Raw genomic sequence first — 22,579 nt, 5'->3', positions numbered from 1 at the left:
TTCACCGCCGGCTTCAGGACCAGTGCAGTACCTGTGGATGCCACAAGCTCACCTCTGACCTCAAGAACAATGCTGTACCTGTGGGAGCTGGCTTGCCAGCGATGAGGCCCTCAAGCGCAATGAAGATTCTCAGACGTAGTCGTCGTCCGAGAAGAACCCGCCACCATCGTCGCCATAGCTGCCGCTGTCATCCGCCACATAGCGCTGGCTGTCATCATTCCAGCCGCCGCCCTGGTCATTGACCTGGGCCGGCTCTTCCTTGATGACCTCGACGATCTCCTCCGGCTGCGAGTTGTGATGGAACAGGCTGCTGATACCTTGCGCCAGCATCACGCCACCGGCCACGCCGGCGGCAGTCTGCAAGGCGCCGCCAAGGAAACTGCTGGCGCCACTGCGCGGGGGTGCGGCTTGGGGCGCAGGCGGTGCGCCCCAGTTGGATTGCGGCGCCACACCCGGGCCATCGCGCCAGCCACCACTACTTGGCGGTGCAGGCGCAGGAGCCGGCGCAGCCGCCGGGCGCGGGCTGGACGACCCGAACAGGCTCGACAGGAACCCGCCGCCGCCCTGTTGCTGCGGGGCTGGTGCGCTAGCGGCTGCCTTGGCCTGCGCCAGCTCGGCCTGGAGCTGGCGATTCTGCTCGTCCATGCGCTTGAGCGCCGCTTCCTGGACCAGGATCGCCTGGGCCATGTAGTAAGGCGCCGCCGCATGCTGCTGAACCAGACTGGCGATATGCGCCTGGGCCTGGGCATCGCGCGGAGCGCCTTCGGCCTCGGCCTGACGCAGCCTGGCGAACAGGCCTTCGATCAGGGTTTGCTCTTCGTGGTTCATGTGGCGACCTCTCTGTAATACGGGTTGCAGTGAAGATTGGGACAAGCATGGCGCTTTCAACCGCAGCCGCCCATGAAACTTTGTTCAGGTTCGGCCCCTGAGCTAAAGTGACGCCTGCTTTGGACTTCGAAATCGACCCATGAATCCGCTCACTGTTCTGCGCGACTCCCTGTACTTCTTCCGCCGCCACCTGGTCAGCATCGCTGCGCTGTGCCTGCCGCTGGTGATCCTCGAGGCGCTGTGCGTCCAGTTGCTCTACGGCCAACTGGGCAAGGATGCGTCGATGACCTACGGCCTGCTGGTCGGGCTGCTGTTCTACCCGTTGTACAGCGCTGCGCTGATCCTCTACCTCGATGCCCGCAGCGACGGCCACGAGCCGCTCAAGCGCAACCTGCTGGCCCGCGCCCTGCAATTGTGGCCGTCGTTCGCCCTGCTGGTGGCGCTCAGCTCGCTGCTGATCATGTTCGGCATCTCGCTGTTCATCCTCCCGGGCATCTGGGTGATGACCAACCTGGTGTTCGCCGAATACCTGCTGGTGCTGCGCGGCATGGCCCCGGTCGCGGCCATGCGCGAGAGCTTCCAGATGGTCCGTGGCAACTTCTGGCGCATCCTGATGTGCATGCTCGGCGTGATGGCGCCGCTGTACCTGTTCAACGGCATCACCCTGGGGCTGCTGCCCGAGGAAGTGAACCCGCTCCTGGAACTGCTGGTCAGTGTGATCAACAGCTTCCTGCAACTGTTCAGCACCGTGGTCCTGTTCCGCCTGTACATGCTGATCAGCGAGGCACCAGCGGCACGTTCCTGAACCCGGCGACTATGCTCAACCGTCTACCCTGACCCGTGCGAGCCCGATGACCCGACTACTGCGCAACGTCCTGCTGTCCTTGCTGTCGATCACCGTCCTGCTCTGGCTGCTGGCCTTCCAGGCAAGCTGGCGGGCGGAGCCACTGGAAGATCTGCCGGTCGCCTGCACCGCCCCCGGCCAGGCGCTGCTGGCGGGGCAACCGTTGAAGGTGATGACCTGGAACGTGCAGTACCTGGCGGGCAAGCGCTACGTGTTCTGGTACGACGAAGCCCGCGGCGACGATACCCGCCCCACCGGGGAAGACCTCGCCTTCAGCCTCGATGAAGTCGCCCGGGTCATCCGTGCCGAACAGCCGGATATCGTCCTGCTCCAGGAGCTGGACAAGGGCGCCAAGGCCAGCGACTACCAGGACCAGCTTGCCCTCCTGCGCGAACGCCTCGCCGATCTGTATCCCTGTGCCGTGCAGGCCTACGACTGGAAGGCCGAATTCGCGCCGGAGGTGCACATCGCCGGAAGTGTCGGGCGAACCTTGGCGACCTTGAGCCGTTATCCGATACAGCGTGCGCAGCGGGTGCAATTGCCGATGGCCCAGGACAATGTCCTTAGCCGCCTGCTCAAGCCGCAACCGGCGGTGCTGGTAAGTTACCTGCCGATGGGCGACGGGCAACTGGCGGTGCTCAACACCCGGCTGTCGAAGCACGAAGCCGGCAGCGATGTACAACTGCGCCAGGTTCAGACGCTGGAGAAGCTGGTCGATCAGTTCGAACGCCAGGGCACGCCGTGGCTGTTGGGCGGGGATTTCAACCTGCTGCCACTGGGGCAGCATCGCCGGCTCAAGCCCGAGCAACAGCCGCTGTATTCCGCTGATAGCGAACTGCACCTGTTGTGGGACAAGTACCCGATGATTCCGGCGAATGCCGAAGCGACGGGGGCGGATCGGGAGAAGTGGCTGACGCATTTCCCCAATGACCCGCGGCTGGAAGGGCCGGACCGGACGCTGGATTACCTGTTCCATAGTCCGAAACTGCGGCGGTTGGAGGCTGGGGTGTTGCAGCAGGATACCCTGGAGATCTCTGATCATCTGCCGGTGAGTGCCCGGCTTTTATTGCCTATTCCTCCTCAATCCTGATTTTCGAGCCCTATCGCTGGCAAGCCAGCTCCCACAGGTTCTGTGGGAGCTGGCTTGCCAGCGATGAGGCCCGAAAGAACAACCTCGATTTCAGATCAGTACTGCTGCCCCGGCACCCAACTGGTTCCGGCCAGCGGTACCCGGGCCATCGCCGCCGCTTCCACGGTCAGCGCCACCAGGTCTTCAGGATCGAGGTTGTGCAGGTGCGACTTGCCACAGGCCCGGGCCATGGTCTGCGCTTCCAGCACCAGCACCCGCAGGTAGTTGGCCAGGCGCCGTCCCGCCTCCACCGGATCGAGACGCTTGGACAGCTCCGGATCCTGGGTGGTGATGCCCGCCGGGTCACGTCCGTTCTGCCAGTCGTCGTAGTAACCCGCCGCCGAACCGATCTTTTTCAATTCCTCGTCCAGGCGCGGATGGTTATCGCCCAGCGCCACCAGTGCCGCGGTACCGATGGCCACCGCATCGGCGCCAAGGGCCATGGCCTTGGCCACGTCCGCACCATTGCGGATACCGCCGGAAACGATCAGCTGGACCTTACGGTGCATGCCCATTTCCTGCAGCGCCTGCACCGCTTGCGGAATGGCCGGCAGGATCGGAATGCCGACATGCTCGATGAACACTTCCTGGGTCGCCGCGGTACCACCTTGCATGCCATCGAGCACGATCACATCGGCCCCGGCCTTCACCGCCAGCTTGACGTCGTAGTACGGGCGGCTGGCGCCGATCTTGACGTAGATCGGCTTTTCCCAATCGGTGATTTCGCGCAGTTCGGCGATCTTGATCGCCAGGTCGTCCGGGCCGGTCCAGTCCGGGTGACGGCAGGCGCTGCGCTGGTCCACGCCGATCGGCAGGGTGCGCATGCCGGCCACGCGCTCGGTGACCTTCATGCCCAGCAGCATGCCGCCGCCGCCCGGCTTGGCGCCCTGGCCGAGTACGATCTCGATGGCATCGGCCTTGCGCAGGTCATCCGGATTCATGCCGTAGCGCGACGGCAGGTACTGGTACACCAGATGCTGCGACTGGCCACGCTCCTCCGGGGTCATGCCGCCGTCGCCGGTGGTGGTGCTGGTACCGGCGATGCTGGCGCCACGACCCAGGGCTTCCTTGGCGTTGGCCGACAGCGCGCCGAAGCTCATGCCGGCGATGGTCACCGGAATCTTCAGGTGGATCGGCTTCTTCGCGAAGCGGGTGCCGAGCACTACGTCGGTACCGCATTTCTCGCGATAGCCTTCCAGCGGGTAACGGGACACCGAGGCGCCGAGCAGCAGCAGGTCGTCGAAGTGCGGCAGCTTGCGCTTGGTGCCGCCACCGCGGATGTCATAGATGCCGGTTTCGGCGGCGCGCTGGATTTCCTGGATGGTCAGGCGATCGAAGGTGGCCGATTCGCGCAGCACGGGAGTGTTCTTTTCGCTCATGTGAATGTCCTCGCCGCGGATCAGTACGCGGATGCGTTATCGACTTTGAAGTTGTACAGCTGGCGGGCCGAGCCGTAGCGCTTGAAGCTGGCCGGGTCTTCGGGGAAGCCGGCGCGGTTGAGCAGTTCGGCCAGTTCGGCCAGGTGCTCGGCGCGCATTTCCTTCTCGATGCAGTCCGAGCCCAGCGACTTGACCTCGCCCTTGACGTAGATGCGGGTCTCGTACAGCGAGTCGCCCAGGGCGTCGCCGGCATCGCCGCACACCACAAGGCGCCCGGCCTGGGCCATGAAGCAGCTCATATGGCCGATGCTGCCACCGACCACGATGTCCACGCCTTTCATGGAAATCCCGCAGCGGGCGCCGGCATCGCCTTCGATCACCAGCAGCCCGCCATGGGCGGTGGCGCCGGCAGCCTGGGACGCGCTGCCCTTGACCCGCACCGAGCCGGACATCATGTTTTCCGCGACGCCCACGCCAACGTTGCCGTGCACGGTGATACTGGCCTTCTGGTTCATCCCGGCGCAGTAGTAACCGGCATGCCCCTGGATATCGATGCTGACGGCCTGGTTCAGGCCGACCGCCAGGTTGTGCTTGCCGTCCGGGTGGGTCACAACCCACTCGCGGTCCTGCACCTCGCCGTGCAAGGTCTGGTTCAGTTCACGCACCGAGGCGCTGGACAGGTCGATGGTTTTCATATGGATGCTCCTCAGGCACGTTCCCAGATGTACATGGTGGCGGGTTCGGGTTCCCACACTTTGGCTTTGTCGATGCCCGGCAGGCTGGCCAGGGCCTGGTACTCGGAGGCCATGGCGACGTAGTCGTCGGTTTCGGCGAGGATCGCCGGCTTGCAGGCGATCGGGTCGCGGATCACGGCAAAGCCGTTGCGGGTGCCGATGGCGAAGGTGAAAAAGCCGTCGAGGTCTTCGAGGGACTTGTCCAGGGCTTCCTTGAGGCTGTCGCCCTGGCGCAGGCGCCAGGTCAGGTAGCCGGCGGCGACCTCGGTATCGTTGTCGGTTTCGAAGGTGATGCCTTCACGCTTGAGCTCCTGGCGCAGGCGGAAGTGGTTGGAGAGCGAGCCGTTGTGCACCAGGCACAGGTCGGCGCCGGTGGAGAACGGATGGCTGCCTTCCATGGTCACCGCGCTTTCGGTGGCCATGCGGGTGTGACCGATAATGTGGCTGCCCTTCATGCCCGCCAGGCCGAAGCGCTCGGAGATTTCCCGCGGCAGGCCCATGCCCTTGAGGATCTCGATGCTCTGGCCGGCGCTCATGATGCGTACGTCGGGGGCCAGTTCGGCGAGTGCGGCGCGTACCGGCTCCTCGGCGCTGTGGACCTTGAGCACGGCGGCACTGGCATTCTGGAACCAGTCCAGCGAGCAGCCGAGACGGCCTTCCAGTTCGCCCATCAGGGCCTTCCAGTCGAAGCTGGTATCAGCGGCCTGCAGGGTCAGCTTGACCCAGCCATCGGCCACTTCATCGCCATAGATGGCGAAGCCGGCGCTGTCCGGACCGCGATCGGTCATGGCTTCGAGCATCGGTTCGAACAGTTTGCCGAGCTGGCCTTCGAGCTCGGGCTTCTTCAGGTACAGACCTACGATTCCGCACATGGCGTTGTCTCCTTGGGGCAGATGAATCGGGAATTCGGTGATCAGAAAAATTCGGTGTAGCGCTGGATCTCCCAATCGGAGACATGCCGGCTGTACTCCACCCATTCCATGCGCTTCTGGCGGATGAACTCGTCGACGATCTCGGCGCCCAGCACCTCGCGGAACAGCGGGTTGGCGGCCAGGGCGTCGGTGGCTTCCTTGAGCGATTGCGGCAGGGTCTTGATGCCGCGGGCAGCGATTTCCTCGAGGCTGAGGGAGTAGAGGTTCTCGTTGCAGACGAAGTCCGGCTCAAGCTGGCGCTCGATGCCATCGAGGCCGGCGGCGATGATCGCGGCGGTCACCAGGTACGGGTTGCAGCCGGCATCCGGCAGGCGGAACTCGAGGCGGCCATAAGGCACGCGGACCATGGCCGAGCGGTTGTTGGCGCCGAAGGCGACGAAGGCCGGGGCCCAGGTCGAGCCGGACAGCGAGCGGCCGACGACCAGGCGCTTGTAGGAGTTCACGGTCGGCGCAGCGAAGGCACACAGGGCCGGGCCGTGGGCCAGCAGGCCAGCGGCGAAGTGGTAGGCCAGCTTAGACAGGCCCATGCCGCTCGGGTCGCTGGCGTCATGGAACAGGTTCTTGTTGCTGGCGCTGGCGATCGACAGGTGGAAGTGCATGCCGTTGCCGGCGCGCTTGGGGTCGGGCTTGGGCATGAACGAGCAGATCATGCCCATGTCATTGGCGATCTCGCCGGCGGCCATGCGGAAGAAGGTGAAGCGGTCAGCCGATTCCATGGCGTCGCTGTAGGTGTAGTTGATCTCGAACTGGCCGTTGGCGTCCTCGTGGTCGATCTGGTAGATGTCGAAGCCCACCGGTTGCAGGGCTTCGGTCAGGCGTTCGAGGAATTCGCGGGAACGGGACAGCCCTTTGTAGTCGTAGCAGGGCTTGTCGAGGTTATCGGAGGCGTCCACCAGTTGCAGCTTGCCGCCGGCATCGCGGCGGAACAGGCTGAATTCGGGTTCCAGGCCGGTGTTCAGGGTCCAGCCCTTGGCTTTCAGGCGCTCGACCTGCTGTTGCAGGACATAGCGGGTGTCATACGGCCAGGGCTCGCCGTTGACATGGCCGATGCAGACGATGCGCCCGTAGCCTGGCTGCCAGGGCACCGGAATCAGGGTGGAGAGATCGCCACGGGCCATGAAGTCCGGGCCGTGGGGTTCCATGCCCATGCCGCAGATGGCGAAACCGGCAAAGCCGGCGCCATCCTCGGCGACCGCCTTGAGGCCGGTGACCGGGACGGACTTGGTCTTCGCGGCGCCATGGATATCGACGAACTGGGCCAGCACGTACTTGATGCCGTGCTGTTCGATGATGCGCTGCGTTTCAACTGGCAACATGGGTCTTCACTCCTGAAAAGGGCAAGGCGGTCGAATAAGGCAGGAGAACAAGGTTCGGGTGAGGCTGATTCCAGAAAGGAAATTTAGTTTCCCCACAGGAATGCAAGGCGCTTGCCAGTTTTCAAGACACAGGAAGAAATGGCCCCGGCGTTGCACCGGCCTGCTGTTTATATGGGAAACTCTCTTTCATCCAAGGAAAGTCCCGACCCTGACTCACGCCAGGTCGGGATTTTTTGCACTTTCTCAGTGCGAAATTAATTTTCCTGAACCGAAAACAAGCAGGATCGACCGACCGTGACCACCGAGAACCCACCCCGCCTTCGCCTGGAGCAGTACCTGGGCATGCAGATACGTCGCGAGCGCCAGGCGCAGGAACTGAAGCTGGCGGATGTCGCGCGCATCGCCGGAATCAGCCAGGGCATGCTGAGCAAGATCGAGAACGCCCAGGTGTCCACCAGCCTGGATATCCTCAGCCGCCTGTGCGACGTGCTGGGCATGCCCATGTCCAAGCTGTTCAGCCAGTACGACCAGCCCGATGGCAGCGCAATCCTGGTCAAGAGCGGCGAGGGCCTGGAAGTGGTAAGGCGCGGGACCGAGAAAGGCCATACCTATCACCTGCTCAACCACACCCGCGGGCCGAAAAAGAACTTCGAGGCGTACATGGTGACCATGGACGATGCGAGTGAGGAGTTCCCCACCTTCGCCCACCCGGGCACCGAGTTCCTGCATCTGCTGGAGGGCGAACTGGTGTACCGGCATGGCAACCAGCTGTACCCCATGCAGGCCGGCGACAGCCTGACCTTCGACGGCGATGTGCCCCATGGGCCGGAGAAACTGGTGCAGGTGCCGATCAGGTTGTTGTCGATCATGAACTATGGGAATGACTGAAGTTCTCTAGTGCTCTTCAGGGCCTCATCGCTGGCAACCCAGCTCCCACAGGCTGCTCGGATCCCTGTGGGAGCTGGCTTGCCAGCGATAGGGCCCTGAGCCCCACCACAAACATCCCCTGCCCTTCAGTTTCCTGCCAAGATAAAAATTTTCCCCACAGGCTAGACCTGCACCTTCCTTTCGCCTATAAAAGCGCAAAAGGAATATTTTATTCCCACGAATAAATAATTTTCACCGATCAAATACCGCTTCACCGCTGAAATTTCCGCCTTGCGACCGCTGCCGCCACTTCATCCGAGGACCCGAAATGCATCACGCCACCAGCCACTACATCCTCAAGATCAGCTGTCCGGCCACCTCCGGCATCGTCGCGGCGGTCACCACCTACCTGGCGGAAAAAGGCTGCTACATCAGCGAGATGTCGCAGTTCGACGACGACACCAGCGGGCGCTTTTTCATGCGCGCGGTGTTCCGTTTCAACGACAACTACGAAGGCGACATCGACGAGGTCGAGCAAGGCTTCGATGCCGTGGCCAGGCGCCTGGACATGGAGTGGAGCCTGCACGGCAGCAACCAGCCGATGCGCGTGCTGCTGATGGTGAGCAAATACGATCATTGCCTGGCCGACCTGCTCTACCGCCACCACAAGGGCGAGATGGACATGCAGATCACCGCCATCGTCTCCAACCATCTCGACCTGCGCCCCATGGCCGAGCGCGAGGGCATCCGCTTCATCTACCTCCCGGTGACCAAGGACACCAAGTCCCGCCAGGAATCGGCCCTGCTGCAGATCATCGAGGAAACCGGGACCGAGCTGGTGGTACTGGCCCGCTACATGCAGATCCTCTCCGACGACCTCTGCAAACAGCTTGCCGGCCGCGCCATCAACATCCACCACTCGTTCCTGCCCGGCTTCAAGGGCGCCAAGCCGTACCACCAGGCCTATGCCCGCGGGGTCAAGCTGATCGGCGCCACCGCCCACTACGTCACCTCCGATCTCGACGAAGGGCCGATCATCGAGCAGGAAGTGCAACGCGTGGACCACGCCTACCTCGCCGACGACCTGGTGAGTGTCGGCCGCGATACAGAAACAGTGGCCCTGTCCAAGGCGGTGAAATACCACCTCGAGCACCGGGTCTTCCTCAATGGCGACCGTACGGTGATCTTCCGGTGAATACTCCAGCCCCCATCAAGCTGATCGACGGCAAGGCCGCCGCTGCCCGCGTGATCGCGGAAGTGAAGACGCAGGTCGCGGCCATGAAGAACCAGGGCATCGCCCCCGCACTGACGGTGATCCTCGTCGGCCAGGACCCGGCCAGCCAGGTCTACGTGCGCAACAAGGTGCTGCGCGCCGAGGAATGCGGCATTCGCTCCGAGGAGCACCGGCTGCCGGCCGACACCAGCGAGGCCACCCTGCTCGCCCTGATCGGCGAGCTGAATGCCGACGCCAGCGTCCATGGCATCCTTGTGCAACTGCCGCTGCCGGCCCATATCGATGAAACCCGGGTGCTCCAGGCCATCGACCCGCTCAAGGACGTCGATGGCTTCCACGCCGAGAACGTCGGTGGCCTCAGCCAGGGCCGCGACGTACTCACCCCCTGCACGCCCGCCGGCTGCATGCGCCTGCTGGAGGACAGCATGGGCGACCTCAGCGGCAAGCACGCCGTGGTCATCGGCCGCTCCAACATCGTCGGCAAGCCCATGGCCGCCCTGCTGCTCAAGGCCCATTGCACGGTGACCGTGGTGCATTCGCGCAGCGCCAATCTGAAGGAGCTGTGCCGCCAGGCGGATATCGTCGTCGCCGCCGTCGGCCGCCCGCGCCTGGTCGATGCCGACTGGCTCAAGCCCGGCGCGGTGGTGATCGATGTCGGCATCAACCGCATCACCGAGGGCGAGCGCTCGCGCTTGGTCGGCGACGTGGACTTCGACAGCGCCCTGCCCAAGGTCGCGGCCATCACCCCGGTACCCGGCGGCGTAGGCCCGATGACCATTGCCTTCCTGATGAAAAACACCCTGACCGCCGCGCGCCTGCAGCAGGAGGCACCATGCCCTTCAATCTCCTGAAATACGGCCTGAGCTCCGAGTACCCGGCGGAGGTCGACCTGCCGCCGCCAACCGAGCTGAAGTCTTCCTACGACGTGGTGATCATCGGCGGCGGCGGCCATGGCCTGGCCATCGCCTATTACCTGGCGAAGTACCACGGCATCACCAATGTCGCGGTGCTGGAGAAGTCCTACCTGGGTGGCGGCAACACAGCGCGCAACACGGCGGTGATCCGCTCCAACTACCTGACCAGCGAAGGCGTGCGCTTCTATATCGAGTCGGTGCGGCTGTTCCAGGAGCTGTCCAACGAGTTCGACTTCAACATCATGTATTCCGAGCGCGGCCAACTGACTCTCGCCCACACCGACGCCACGGTGCGCGCCTTCCGCCAGCGTGCGGAAGTGAACAAGCACTTCGGCGGGCGTACCGAGATGATCGACCGCCAGCAGATCCGCGAACTGGTTCCCACCCTGAACCTCGACCCGGGCCATATCCCGGTGCTCGCCGGCCTCTGGCATATCGACGGCGCCACCGCCCGCCACGACGCCGTGGCCTGGGGCTACGCCAAGCAGGCCGCCAAGCGCGGCGTGGAAATCCACCAGCTCACCGAAGTCCAGGACCTGGTCATCGAGAACGGTCGCATCACCGCCGTGAAGACCAACCGCGGCACGGTGAAATGCGGCTGCGCGGTGCAGGCCATTGCCGGCGCCAGCTCGCTGATGCTGAAGAAAGCCGGGATCCGCGCGCCGATCCACACCTACCCGTTGCAGGCCATGGTCACCCAGCCGTTCAAGCCGTTCCTCGATCCGCTGGTGAGTTCCTCCGCCCTGCACTGCTACGTGCAGCAGACCAGCCGTGGCGAGATCGTCTTCGGCGGTGGCTCCGACCCATACCCGCTGTACAACACCCGCTCGACCCTGGACCTCAAGGAAAGCCTGCTGGCCCACGCCATCGAGATGTTCCCGTTCATGGCCAACGCCAGGCTGATGCGCCAGTGGGCCGGGATCACCGACATGACCCCGGACTACAGCCCGATCATGGGCCTGTCGCCAGTGAAGAACTACTACCTCGACGCCGGCTGGGGCACCTGGGGCTTCAAGTCCACGCCGATCTGCGGCAAGACCATGGCCGAACTGGTGGCCAGCGGCGGCCGCGTGCCGGAGCTGATCAAGCCGTTCGCCCTGGAGCGCTTCAGCACCTTCCAGCAAGTCAACGAAATGGGCGCCACCGCGGCCAGCCACTAAGGGGAATCCCATGAAGATCATGAATTGCCCGCTCAACGGGCCAAGAAACATCAGCGAGTTCACCTACGGCGGCGAATTCAAGGTGATGCCCGACCCGGCCACGTGCAGCGACGCCGAGTGGGCCGACTACGTGTTCAACAGCGACAACGAGGCCGGGGTGGTGCGCGAGTGGTGGATGCACAACGCCTCCAGCTACTGGTTCCTCGCCGAGCGCCACACGGTCACGGACCAGATCATACGCACCTTCGACGCGAAGGAAGTGTTCAACCAGCGGGTCGAGTTCAAGGCCCATGAGGAGGGCGTCGCATGAGCCGCCTGGCCGCCCCGATGGGCCTGCTGATCGACCGCGATCAGCCCCTGCGTTTCAGTTTCGATGGCACCGACTACCAGGGTTTCGCCGGCGACAGCATCGCCAGTGCCCTGCTTGCCAATGGCCGCTGGTTGCTGTCGCGTTCGTTCAAGTACCACCGCCCGCGCGGCCCGCTGACCATGGCCGGGCAGGATGCCAACACCCTGGTGCAACTGCCGGACGAACCCAACGTGCTGGCCGATGCCCAAGGCCTGGCGGCCGGGATGACCGTCACCGGACAGAACTTCAACGGCTCGCTGGACAGCGACCGCGACGCGTACCTCGGCAAGTTCTCGCGCTTCATGCCGGTGGGCTTCTACTACCGTTCGTTCTTCAAGCCCAAGGGCATGTGGAAGATCTGGGAACCGCTGATTCGCAAGAAGGCGGGGCTCGGCGTGCTGGACTTGAACTTCAAGCCGCAGTACTACGACAAGGCTTATCTCTTCGTTGACGTGGCCGTGGTCGGCGCGGGCCCGGCGGGCCTCAGCGCTTCACTCACCGCGGCCAACGCCGGCGCCCGGGTGCTGCTGATCGAACAGCAGCCGGTGCTCGGCGGCTCGCTGACCTACGCCCGCTTCGACGCCGAAGGCCGGCGCGCCGACGCCCTGCGCCACGAACTGCTCGCCGCCGTGCAAGGCCACGCCAATATCCAGGTACTGACCCAGGCCACCTGCAATGCCTGGTTCACCGACAACTACCTGCCGGTGATCCAGGGCAAGCGCATGTACAAGGTACGGGCGAAGCAATGCATCGTCGCCGCAGGCTCCTTCGACCAGCCGGTGGTGTTCCGCAACAACGACCTGCCGGGTGTGATGCTCGCCAGTGCGGCGCAGCGCCTGATGAAGCTGTATGCGGTCAAGCCGGGCAAATGCGCCGTGGTGCTGACCGGCAACGATGACGGTTACCTCGCCGCGCTCGATCTGGCCGACCAGGGTGTGCAGGTGGCAGCGCTGGTGGACATGCGGGTGCAGCCAGCCGATGCGGCATTGAAAGTGGCACTGGAGAAACGCGGGATTGCGCTGCACCTGGGCAGCACGGTGTACGAGGCGCTGCACGAGAAAGGCATGCGCCACGTCAGTGGCGTGGAGATTCGCCGCATCACGGCCCAAGGCCAGGTGGCCGGGCAGGGCCTGACGCTCGCCTGCGACCTGCTGTGCATGTCGGCAGGCTACATGCCGGTGTACCAGTTGTTGTGCCAGGCCGGCGGCAAGCTGGCGTACGACGAGCATCGCGCCGAATTCGCCATCACCGGCCTGCCGGATGGCCTCAGCGTCGCCGGCTCGGTGAACGGCCGGCACCAACTGGACAACGTGCTGCTCGATGGCAGCCGGGTCGCGGCTGCCGCCGTGCAGGCACTGGGGCTGGAACCGGGCGTGGGCAGCGCCGAGTTCACCGGCGAGGCGCGGGTCAACTTCGAATGGCCGATCTTCGCTCACCCCAAAGGCAAGGACTTCGTCGACTTCGACGAGGACCTGCAAGTGCGCGATATCGTCAACGCCACGCGCCATGGCTATCGCGACGTGCAGTTGGTCAAGCGCTTCTCCACGGTGGGAATGGGCCCCTCGCAAGGCCGTCACTCGGCGCTGCCAACGGCACGCCTGGTGGCCCAGGCGACCCAGCGCAGCATCAGCGAGACCGGCGTGACCACGGCGCGTCCGCCGTTCGAAGCGGAGAAGCTGGCCCATGTGGCCGGTCGCGCCTTCGACCCGTATCGCCATACGGCCATGCACAGCCGCCATGTGGCCGCAGGTGCCAAGCTGATGCCTGCCGGTATCTGGCAGCGTCCCGCCTACTACGGCAAGGCGGATGAGCGCGAGCGCTGCATGCAGGAAGAAGTCCGGCATGTACGGGAGAAGGTCGGTCTGATCGACGTCTCGACCCTGGGCGGCCTGGACGTGCGCGGCCCGGATGCCGCCGAACTGCTGGAGCGCATGTACACCATGCCGTTCAACAAGCAACCGGTCGGCCGGACCCGCTACGGGCTGATGACCAACGAGCATGGCGTGGTGATCGACGATGGTGTGGTTGCACGCCTGTCCGAGCGGCATTTCTACGTGACCGCCACCACCAGCGGCGTCGACCGCATCTACCAGCAGATGCTCAAGTGGAATGCGCAATGGCGCCTGGACGTGGATATCGCCAACGTCACCGCGGCGCTGGCAGCGGTGAACGTGGCCGGGCCTTTGTCGCGCAAGGTGATGGAAAAGATCTGCAGCGATGTGGACCTCTCGGCCGAAGGCTTCCCTTACCTCGGCGTGCGTACCGGCAGCGTTTCGGGAATTCCGGCACGCTTGATGCGGGTCGGCTTCGTCGGTGAACTGGGCTACGAAATCCACGTGCCGGCCCGACATGGCGGCAAGCTCTGGGATGTGCTGATGGAGGCCGGCGCCGAGTTCGGGATCCGTCCGTTCGGCGTGGAAAGCCAGCGCTTGCTGCGCCTGGAGAAGGGACACGTGATCATCAGCCAGGACACCGACGGCATGACCCATCCCGGCGAAATCGACATGCAGTGGGCGATCGGGCGCAAGAAGCCGTTCTTCGTCGGCAAGCGCTCCATCGAGATCCTCGAGCGCCAGCCGCTCAAGCGCAAGCTGGTGGGCTTCACCTTGCCCAAGGGCAGCTCGCAACCGCTCGAGGGGCACCTGGTACTCAAGGGCGCGGATATCAGCGGCAACGTCACCTCCTGCGAGTACTCCACCACACTCGGGCAGATCATCGGGCTAGCCTACGCCGGGGCCGACCAGGCCGAGCCGGGGATGCGCATTCCGATCCGTGTGGAAGGTGGCGAAATCGTCCAGGCCACCGTGGTGAAACTGCCGTTCTTCGATCCCGACAACCAGCGCCAGGAGCTCTGAGCCATGACCAGTCTCAATCCTATCGAGCGCTGTGCGCTCATCGACCTGACCGATCTGCCACGGGTGGGTTTCCGTGGCCTGGATGCCGCGCAATGGCTGACGGCACGCGGCTATTCCTTGCCGGAGGCGCCCAACCGGGCGGTGCTGTGCGGCGATGGAACCCTGGTGGCGCGGCTGTCGCATACCGAATATTTCCTGCTGGGCAGCCTGGCGGACCGAGGGCAACGGCTTGCCTCGGAAGAAGCGGGCTGGGTGCTGGGCGAGGAACGCAACTACCTGCTGCCACGGCAGGACAGCCATGCCTGGTTGCAGTTGTCCGGAAAGCATGTGGCCGAGGTGATGGCGAAGATCTGCGGCGTGGACCTGCGTGCCGAGGCGTTCCCGGTGGGGAGCGTGGCGCAGACCTCGGTGGCGCGCTTGAATGTCATCGTGATCAACGCCGGGAGCGCGGAATTGGCGAAGTTCCATCTGCTCTGTGACCGGGCTTCGCTGGAGTATTTCCAGGGTGCGGTGCTGGATGCCATGGGGGAGTTTGGTGGGGTGCCGGTGGCTCTGGAGAACTTGCTCAACTGATTTGTTGTTGCTGATGGCCTCATCGCTGGCAAGCCAGCTCCCACAGGGTGGGGGCTTGCCAGCGATGAAGCCCGCCCAGTCGCCAAAGGACCCGAATCCATGACCGCCATCGAACCCCTGGACTACCGAGTCCCCGCCCTGCAGCGCGGCCTTACCATCCTCGGCATGTTCAACGCCCGCCAGCGCAGCCTGAGCATGCAGGACATGGCCGAACGCCTTGCAATCAGCCCTTCCGCCGTGTATCGCATCGTGCAGACGCTGGTGGACATGGGCTACCTGCGCAAGGCCGGGCGCAGCGATTTCGAGCTGGGCAGCCGGGTCATCTCCGACGGCTTCGCCTACCTCGCCAGCCGCGACATCGTCGAAGTGGCGATGCCCTGGCTCAATGACCTGCGCGACCGCACCTCGCTGTCGTGTCACCTGAGCATTCGCGAGCAGACCGACAGCCTCTACGTTTATCGCTCCTTTGCGCCGCAGCGGCTGACCGTCAACATCCCCATCGGCACGCGCCTGCCCTGTCACGGCACAGCCTTGGGCCGGGTATTGCTGACCGGGCTGACCGAGGGCGCGCTGAGCCAGCTGTACCAGCATGTGCGACTGGATGATTACCCGCCCCCGGCACCACGCACACTGCCGGAGTTGCAGCAACTGATTGCCGAGGACCGGGCCCGGGGATGGGTGCTGCATCGGTCGGATTACTCGACGGCCATCGCTGCCGGGGTTCGCGATCATAGCGGCGCGATCACCGCAGCGATCAACCTGTCGGGGCCGGATGCAGTGATGGACACGGTGGTGGCGCAGGAGGCTTTTCTGCAGGCGCTGCTGGCGGCGAGCCGGGAGATTTCGGCGGCCTTGGGTTATCGGGACTGAGGAGGGGGTCCGATATCCGCCGCAAAACACTGTGGGAGCTAGCTTGCCAGCGATGAGACCCGAAAGAGCACCGTCACTCCTATTGGCATACCAGCAACCACTCTTTGCGCCACTGCAATGTTCTTTCCCCCCTCACCCCGCTAGCCTAGGCCGCAAACACGGACCCACCGGCAGGTATCGCCACCTCACCCATTCGCGATTCGCGCGTGCAGCCCTATAAAAAATACAAGGGACACTCATGACCAAGCAGCATCACACCTCCACGGCCGGTGGCGACGATCAACTTCGCCGCGTGCTCGGCCTTCCGGCGCTGGTTTTCTTCGGGCTCGTCTACATGGTCCCGCTGACCATCTTCACCACCTACGGCATCGTTACCGAGACCACCGGCGGCCGCACCGCCGCAGCCTACCTGGTGACACTCGCGGCGATGCTGTTCACCGCGGCGTCCTACGGGATCATGGTCAAGCGCTACCCGGTGGCCGGCTCGGCCTATTCCTATACCAACATCGCCTTCGGCGCGAATGTCGGCTTCCTCGCCGGCTGGTCGCTGCTGCTGGACTACCTGTTCATCCCGATGATCAATTACCTGTTGATCGGGCTGTTCCTGAACATCGCCTTCCCCGCCGTGCCGGCCTGGGTGTTCGTGCTGGTTTCGATCGGCCTGGTGACGGTGCTCAACGTGATCGGCATCCGCTCGGTCGCCAAGGCCAGCAACCTGATCGTCGGGGCCCAGGTGATCTTCATCGCGGTGTTCATCACGCTGTCGTGCAAGTCGCTGGGCGGTGCTGCGGTGGACTGGCTGGCGCCGCTCGCCGGCGATGGCAGCCAGCCGGGCTTCGATCCGTTGATGGCCGGCGCTGCAGTCCTGTGCCTGTCGTTCCTCGGGTTCGACGCGGTGTCCACCCTGGCCGAGGAAACCCGCGACGCTCGCCGTGATGTGCCACGGGCGATCATGCTGACCACCCTGGTCGCCGGCGCCCTGTTCACCCTGCTCGCCTACCTCAGCCAACTGGCGATCCCCGGTAGCCACTTCACCAATACCGACACTGCGGCCAGCGAGGTAATGCTGCAGATCGGCGGCCAGTTCCTCGCCAACTTCTTCACCGCCGCCTTCGTCGCCGGCAGCCTCGGCTCGGCGCTGGCCTCGCAGGCAGCGGTATCGCGGATCATCTACAGCATGGGCCGCGACCGGCTGCTGCCCGAACGCCTGTTCGGCACCCTGTCGCCGCGCTTCGGTACCCCGGTCAACGCCACGCTGCTGGTGTCGGTGGTCTCGCTGGTAGCGCTGGTAATCAGCCTCGAAACCCTGGCCTCGCTGATCAGCTTCGGCGCCCTGGTGGCGTTCTCGGCCGTGAACATGGCGGTGCTGCGCACCCATCTGCTGGCCAAGGGGCAAGCGAAGAACCTGCTGCTCCATGGCCTGGTACCGCTGATCGGCCTGGCCCTGACGCTGTGGCTGTGGACCAGCCTGTCGAGCCTGACCCTGACCATCGGCCTGGCCTGGTTCGGCCTTGGCATCGCCTACCTGCTGGTCCTGACCGGTGGCTTGCGCCGCACGGTGAAGGTTGCCGATTTTTCAGAAGCTGGCTGACCCTCAGGTCCCGCGCGGCTTGGCCCGCGCGGTGGCCTCGGCCACCAGTGGATCATCCGGCCAGTAATGCTTCGGATAGCGTCCCTTGAGGTCCTTCTTTACCTCGGCGTAGGTACTGCGCCAGAAGTTCGCCAGGTCCTGGGTCACCTGCACCGGCCGCCGTGCCGGGGACAGCAGGTGCAGCAGGACTTTCTGCCGGCCCTGGGCGATGCGCGGGGTGTCCGCCAGCCCGAACAGTTCCTGCATGCGCACCGCCAGCACCGGCGGGTGCTCGCTGTAATCGACGCGGATATTCGAACCCGACGGCACGCCGATATGCACCGGCGCCCATTCGTCCAGGCGCTGCGGCAGCGGCCAGGGCAGTTGGTTGCGTAGGATGGAGGAAAGGTCGAGGTTGGCGAAGTGGCTGAGGCGGGTGACCTTGCCCAGGTAGGGCTGCAGCCAGTCCGGCAGGGTCGCCAGCAGCGCGTCGTCGCTCAGGTCGGGCCATTCGCTGTCGCCGCCGTTGGCGAGATCGAGCTGTCGCAACAAGGCGACCCGCGCCTGCCACTGGCGCAGTTCCGGCGTCCACGGCAACAGCGCCAGGCCTTTGCGCCGGACCAGATCGAGCAAGGCGCGGGCACGTGCATCGTCATCCAGCCCGGTCAGCGGTTCACGACCGAGAACCAGCTCGCCGACCTTGCGCTGGCGCTCGGCCCGCAGGACGTTTTCCTTTTCATCCCACTCCAGTTGCTCCACCACGCTGACCTGCTCGGCCAGCACGTTTTCGAACAGGCCGGGATCAAGTTCAGCGGCGAGGTAGATCCGCTCCTCCCGTTGCCCCTGGCGACTGCCCAGGTCGGCGACCACCAGCCATGGTTCCTTCATCAGCGCATCGACCTCGCCGAATTGCGCGGCGCGCCCGTTGGCCAGGCGGTACTCGGCCCCGCCGGCGCGCCGCTGCTGGGCGACTCGGTCGGGATAGGCCAGCGCCAGCAAGGCGCCGAGCCAGCGCGGATGCTCCGGGTCGGCCACCGCTGCGCCGGGCTTGTCGCGCAGGAAACCACGATATTGCCGCGCCAGTTGCCGGGCCCGCTGCACCCCGCCCTGGCTGCCGCGATCGGCCCGGGTCTCGCCACTGAGCAGGCTCAGGCGGCTGTGCAGATCAGCACCGACGCCGCGCAGGATGTCGCGCTCGCCGAGCAAGGCGGCGACATCGCAGGCCATGGCGGTCAGGCCAAGGTCCTGGGCACGCAGCAACAGGTGGGCAATACGGGGATGAGCCGGCAGTTCGGCCATGGCCTGGCCGTGGGCGGTCAGACGCCCTTCGCTCAGCGCGCCCAGTCGACGCAGCAGATCCTGGGCCTGGCTGTAGGCCGCAGCCGGCGGCGTGTCCAGCCAGCTCAACTGCTCGGGCGTCACACCCCAGCGATTCAGTTGCAGGGCCAACCCGGACAGATCGGCCTGGATGATCTCGGCGCTGCCATAGGCGGCGAGCTGTTCATGCTGGGTCTCGGACCACAGCCGGTAGCACACGCCCGGCTCCAGGCGCCCCGCCCGTCCTGCGCGCTGGGTGGCACTGGCGCGGGAAATGCGCTGGGTGTCGAGACGGGTCATGCCACTGCCCGGGTCGAAACGCGGCACCCGCGCCAACCCGGCGTCGATCACCACGCGCACGCCGTCGATGGTCAGGCTGGTCTCGGCGATATTGGTCGCCAGCACCACCTTGCGCTTGCCCGCCGGCGCCGGTTCGATGGCGGCGCGCTGGGCGGACAGTTCCAGCTCGCCATGCAACGGGCAAAGAAGGATATCCGTACGCTCGTCCAAGGCCTCCTGCAACGATTGATGGACCCGGCGAATCTCCGCTTGCCCGGGCAGGAACACCAGCAGGCTGCCGCTCTGTTCGTCCAGTGCCTGCAACACCGTGTCGGTGACCCGCGGCTCGATACGTTCGCCTGGCTGGAACGGCCGGCCCCAGTGCATCTGCACCGGGAACATGCGGCCCTCGCTGCTGATCACCGGGGCATCGTCGAGCAGCGCGGACAGGCGCTCGCCTTCGAGCGTGGCGGACATCAACAGGATCTTCAGCGGCGGCTCGTCTCGCAGCAATTCGCGGCCGTTCAGGCTCAGGGCCAGGGCCAGGTCGGCGTCCAGGCTGCGCTCATGGAATTCATCGAAGATCAGCAGGCCAACGCCTTCCAGCGCCGGATCATCCTGCAGGCGACGGGTGAGGATACCTTCGGTGACCACTTCGATGCGGGTGCGCGGGCCGACCTTGCTGTCCAGGCGGATGCGGTAGCCCACGGTTTCCCCAACCTTTTCCCCCAGCTCGCTGGCCAGGCGCTCGGCGGCGGCCCGGGCGGCAAGGCGGCGGGGTTCGAGCATGAGGATGGTCTGCCCGGCCAGCCACGGCTCGTTCAGCAGCGCCAGCGGCACGCGGGTGGTCTTGCCGGCGCCGGGCGGCGCTTCGAGCACGGCTTCGTGACGTTCGGCCAGGGCTTCGCGCAACGATGGCAGTACGGCATCAATCGGTAAGGAAATCATGGTAGCCCTCAAACAGAGGGGCGAGTATAACGGCGAACCCGGCCTGCCCTATCATGGTCTTATCCACTGGCACCGGCCTTTTGCCGGTATCGTTGCGGCTATCCTTGCGGAGACTTTCAATGCGTATTCCTTCCCGTGTCACTGGTGGCATCCTGGTCGCGACCCTGCTGACCCAGCTCACGGCTTGCGGCACCCTGTTCTACCCTGATCGCCGCGGCCAGATCGAAGGCAAGGTCGATCCGGTGATCGTCGCCCTCGATGCCGTCGGCATCCTGTTCTACGTCATTCCCGGCCTGATCGCCTTCGGCGTCGACTTCGCCACCGGCGCCATCTACCTGCCTGGCGGCAGCACCGCGCAGGTGTCGCCGGAAAAACTCGACGAAGCCATCGGCGCCGACGGCAAGGTGGACAACGCCCGCCTGCAGGTCATCCTCGAAAGCGAACTGGGCCAGCGCCTGCCGCTGAACGACCCGCGCCTGATCCAGCACAAGGGCAGCCTGGAACAACTGGCCATGTACGGCCTGGTCCCCGCCGCCTGACATGACCGACCACTCCAGCGAACACGCACGCCTGCTGCGCCTCGCCACCCGCGCCTCGCTGGCGGTGGCGTGCATCCTGATCGTCAGCAAGGCCGTCGCCTGGTGGTTGAGCGGTTCGGTCAGCCTGCTGGCGGGGTTGACCGACTCGCTGCTCGATGGCGCGGCGTCATTGCTCAATCTGCTGGCGGTACGCTATGCCCTGCGCCCGGCGGATGAGGATCATCGCTATGGGCATGGCAAGGCCGAGTCGCTGGCGGGCATGGCGCAGGCGCTGTTCATCGGTGTCAGTGCGGTATTGATCGCGTTCCAGGCCTTCGAGCGCTTGCAGGACCCGCAGCCGCTGGGCAACACCGGGCTCGGCGTGGTGGTGATGCTGCTTTCGCTGGTACTGACAGTGGCACTGCTGGCAGTGCAAGGGCGGGTGATACGGGCAACCGGGTCAACGGCAGTACGCGCCGACTCCCTGCATTACCGCTCGGACCTGCTACTCAATGGCAGCATCCTTGTGGCGCTGGTACTGGCTGCGTATGGCTGGCCGCAACTGGATGCGTTCTTCGGGCTGGGGATTGCGGTCTACATCCTCTGGAGCGCCCTGACTATCGCCCGGGAGAGCTTTGCCACCTTGATGGACGAAGAGCTGCCGGCGCAGGTCAGCGAACGGATGCTGGCGCTGGTCTGCGCGGTGCCCGGGGTGGTCGGGGCGCATGACCTGCGTACGCGGGTATCGGGGAATCGCTGGTTCGTGCAGGTCCATCTGGAGTTGCCGGGGGAACTGCCGCTGACACGCGCGCATGCGTTGTGCGAAGAGGCTTCGGCGGCGATCAGCCGGGAGTATCCGCGGGCTGAAGTGCTGGTGCATGCAGATCCGGTTTAGTGGGTGTTCTTTAGGGCCTCATCGCTGGCAAGCCAGCTCCCACAGGGTACAGCGTGCGCCGCGAAACCTGTGGGAGCTGGCTTGCCAGCGATAGGGCCCTCGAACACACAGCAAGTCTTCAGTTGACGCTATACCCGCGCCCAGCCAGGCAAGCGCCCATCGCCCGGCGATAGGTATCCGCCACCTGCGCCGGCGGCGCCTGGTTGGCATAGGACGGATCGAATCCACTCTGGTCCACTGCCCAGCGATGGCACTGGTAGCGATCCTGCTCCTGCTGCTGTGGCGACTGCCCCTGCATCGGGTAGGCGATCACGTCATACCCGCTCCCCTGTTGCACCGGCACCGGCTGCTGCACCTGCGGCGGGTTCACCACCACATACTCCTGGCTGGCCTGCTGGTACTGGTAATAGGTATCCGCCACCAGGAAGAACAGCGCCCCGCCAATCCACATCTCCCGCGCATAGTCCGGCAGGTAGGTCACCCGCACGCCATAAGGCGGCGTCACCACCACATAACCCGCGCCATGCGGCCGGTACCAATAACCACCCGAGTAGAAATAATCCTGCCCGCGATAAGGCACTTTCCAGTAGCGGTCCGGAAAACGGTCGATGCTGTGCCCAGGCCGATACTGCGGCCCCGGCCCCCAGCCGTTGCCATGCCCGCTTGGACGCCCGGCCCAGTTCGGCTGTTCGCCACGCGGGCCGTTTTGCCAGTGCGGGTTGCCGTCGTTGCGGCGGGGAATGTCCTGGTAGTAGCCCTGGCGCGGTGGCTGGGTCTGCCAGGCCTCGCCCGGCTTGGATTGCAAGGGCGACTCGCCACGCCGGTCATGCTCGCCCTCGGCCATTACGTTCAGGCTCAGGCACAGCAGGCCGACAGCAGCCAGCGGCCAGATACGCGATGTCATGCTTTGTTCTCTACCGGTGGTAATGATCGTTCGGCCACTCTAGCAGGGGCGCTCCGGCTCGGCAGGTGAAATCTTGCCCATAAAAAAGGGCGACCCATGGGTCGCCCTTCGAGAAACTTGTCCTGGCTCGACGCTCGTGACGCCGGCTCACCTCACACCTGTCT

The 22,579-nt window shown here is 65.0% G+C and carries 20 protein-coding genes; 13 read left to right on the top strand and 7 right to left on the bottom strand.

What is annotated here, in order from left to right:
* Positions 1-129: 129 nt before the first annotated feature.
* Positions 130-828, bottom strand: a complete 699-nt coding sequence (locus N7650_RS18600; protein WP_279899484.1) for a DUF2076 domain-containing protein — start codon at positions 826-828, stop codon at positions 130-132.
* A gap of 139 nt (positions 829-967) precedes the next feature.
* Between N7650_RS18600 and N7650_RS18595 the strand changes: the two genes are divergently transcribed.
* Together N7650_RS18595 and N7650_RS18590 are read left to right on the top strand one after the other, a co-directional pair.
* Positions 968-1,633: a hypothetical protein gene (locus N7650_RS18595; RefSeq protein ID WP_279899482.1), complete on the top strand. Its 666-nt coding sequence runs from the start codon at positions 968-970 to the stop codon at positions 1,631-1,633.
* A 46-nt stretch (positions 1,634-1,679) separates the two neighbouring features.
* Positions 1,680-2,762 (top strand): endonuclease/exonuclease/phosphatase family protein, encoded by a 1,083-nt coding sequence (locus tag N7650_RS18590; protein ID WP_279899480.1) that lies wholly within the window; start codon positions 1,680-1,682, stop codon positions 2,760-2,762.
* Between the two features lie 95 nt (positions 2,763-2,857).
* Here the strand turns inward: N7650_RS18590 and N7650_RS18585 are convergent, their stop codons facing one another.
* The 4 genes from N7650_RS18585 to glnT are packed head-to-tail and all read right to left on the bottom strand — an operon-like array spanning position 2,858 to position 7,162.
* Positions 2,858-4,180, bottom strand: a complete 1,323-nt coding sequence (locus N7650_RS18585) for an FMN-binding glutamate synthase family protein (protein ID WP_009394911.1) — start codon at positions 4,178-4,180, stop codon at positions 2,858-2,860.
* A gap of 20 nt (positions 4,181-4,200) precedes the next feature.
* Entirely contained in the window at positions 4,201-4,875 is a 675-nt protein-coding gene (locus N7650_RS18580; RefSeq protein WP_009394912.1) for a glutamate synthase, read from the bottom strand.
* A gap of 11 nt (positions 4,876-4,886) precedes the next feature.
* Entirely contained in the window at positions 4,887-5,786 is a 900-nt protein-coding gene (locus N7650_RS18575; protein ID WP_064302025.1) for a glutamine amidotransferase family protein, read from the bottom strand.
* Between the two features lie 41 nt (positions 5,787-5,827).
* A complete protein-coding gene (gene glnT / locus N7650_RS18570) occupies positions 5,828-7,162 on the bottom strand; it encodes a type III glutamate--ammonia ligase (protein ID WP_009394916.1) in 1,335 nt (444 codons plus the stop codon).
* Between the two features lie 294 nt (positions 7,163-7,456).
* Here glnT and N7650_RS18565 point away from each other — a divergent pair, with 294 nt between their 5' ends.
* The 9 genes from N7650_RS18565 (at position 7,457) to N7650_RS18525 (ending at position 17,575) form a co-directional block, all read left to right on the top strand.
* A complete protein-coding gene (locus tag N7650_RS18565) occupies positions 7,457-8,050 on the top strand; it encodes a cupin domain-containing protein (protein ID WP_009394917.1) in 594 nt (197 codons plus the stop codon).
* A gap of 307 nt (positions 8,051-8,357) precedes the next feature.
* On the top strand, positions 8,358-9,224 hold the full coding sequence (purU, locus tag N7650_RS18560; protein WP_009394918.1) for a formyltetrahydrofolate deformylase: 867 nt from the start codon (positions 8,358-8,360) through the stop codon (positions 9,222-9,224).
* Positions 9,221-10,114 (top strand): bifunctional methylenetetrahydrofolate dehydrogenase/methenyltetrahydrofolate cyclohydrolase FolD, encoded by an 894-nt coding sequence (folD, locus tag N7650_RS18555; RefSeq protein WP_009394919.1) that lies wholly within the window; start codon positions 9,221-9,223, stop codon positions 10,112-10,114. Before purU ends, folD begins: the two co-directional genes overlap by 4 nt.
* Complete coding sequence (locus N7650_RS18550; RefSeq protein ID WP_009394920.1) at positions 10,096-11,337, top strand: FAD-dependent oxidoreductase; 1,242 nt, start codon at positions 10,096-10,098, stop codon at positions 11,335-11,337. Before folD ends, N7650_RS18550 begins: the two co-directional genes overlap by 19 nt.
* A 10-nt stretch (positions 11,338-11,347) precedes the next feature.
* A complete protein-coding gene (locus N7650_RS18545) occupies positions 11,348-11,647 on the top strand; it encodes a sarcosine oxidase subunit delta (protein ID WP_009394921.1) in 300 nt (99 codons plus the stop codon).
* Positions 11,644-14,541, top strand: coding sequence for a 2Fe-2S iron-sulfur cluster-binding protein (locus tag N7650_RS18540; RefSeq protein ID WP_279899473.1), 2,898 nt, complete (start codon positions 11,644-11,646; stop codon positions 14,539-14,541). The genes N7650_RS18545 and N7650_RS18540 overlap by 4 nt, the downstream gene beginning before the upstream one ends.
* A 3-nt stretch (positions 14,542-14,544) precedes the next feature.
* Complete coding sequence (locus tag N7650_RS18535; RefSeq protein WP_279899471.1) at positions 14,545-15,114, top strand: sarcosine oxidase subunit gamma family protein; 570 nt, start codon at positions 14,545-14,547, stop codon at positions 15,112-15,114.
* A 99-nt stretch (positions 15,115-15,213) separates the two neighbouring features.
* A complete protein-coding gene (locus N7650_RS18530; RefSeq protein WP_279899470.1) occupies positions 15,214-15,984 on the top strand; it encodes an IclR family transcriptional regulator in 771 nt (256 codons plus the stop codon).
* A gap of 238 nt (positions 15,985-16,222) precedes the next feature.
* Complete coding sequence (locus N7650_RS18525; RefSeq protein WP_279899468.1) at positions 16,223-17,575, top strand: APC family permease; 1,353 nt, start codon at positions 16,223-16,225, stop codon at positions 17,573-17,575.
* 3 nt (positions 17,576-17,578) lie between these two features.
* Here N7650_RS18525 and hrpB read toward each other — a convergent pair whose 3' ends face one another.
* On the bottom strand, positions 17,579-20,098 hold the full coding sequence (gene hrpB, locus N7650_RS18520) for an ATP-dependent helicase HrpB (protein ID WP_279899466.1): 2,520 nt from the start codon (positions 20,096-20,098) through the stop codon (positions 17,579-17,581).
* A gap of 119 nt (positions 20,099-20,217) precedes the next feature.
* Between hrpB and N7650_RS18515 the strand changes: the two genes are divergently transcribed.
* On the top strand, positions 20,218-20,637 hold the full coding sequence (locus tag N7650_RS18515) for a hypothetical protein (RefSeq protein ID WP_009394927.1): 420 nt from the start codon (positions 20,218-20,220) through the stop codon (positions 20,635-20,637).
* Between the two features lies 1 nt (position 20,638).
* Positions 20,639-21,511 carry a cation diffusion facilitator family transporter gene (locus N7650_RS18510; protein WP_279899465.1) on the top strand — a complete coding sequence of 291 codons (873 nt, stop codon included), beginning with the start codon at positions 20,639-20,641 and terminating at the stop codon, positions 21,509-21,511.
* A gap of 118 nt (positions 21,512-21,629) precedes the next feature.
* On the opposite strand, the gene N7650_RS18505 is transcribed toward N7650_RS18510, so the two are convergent.
* Positions 21,630-22,415, bottom strand: a complete 786-nt coding sequence (locus N7650_RS18505; protein WP_279899464.1) for a DUF6515 family protein — start codon at positions 22,413-22,415, stop codon at positions 21,630-21,632.
* Positions 22,416-22,579 lie beyond the last annotated feature (164 nt).

It is taken from the genome of Pseudomonas sp. GD04058, from assembly GCF_029836855.1.
In the GTDB taxonomy this organism is placed as follows: Bacteria; Pseudomonadota; Gammaproteobacteria; order Pseudomonadales; family Pseudomonadaceae; genus Aquipseudomonas; species Aquipseudomonas bharatica.
This window is presented reverse-complemented; position numbering and strand designations above follow the sequence as displayed.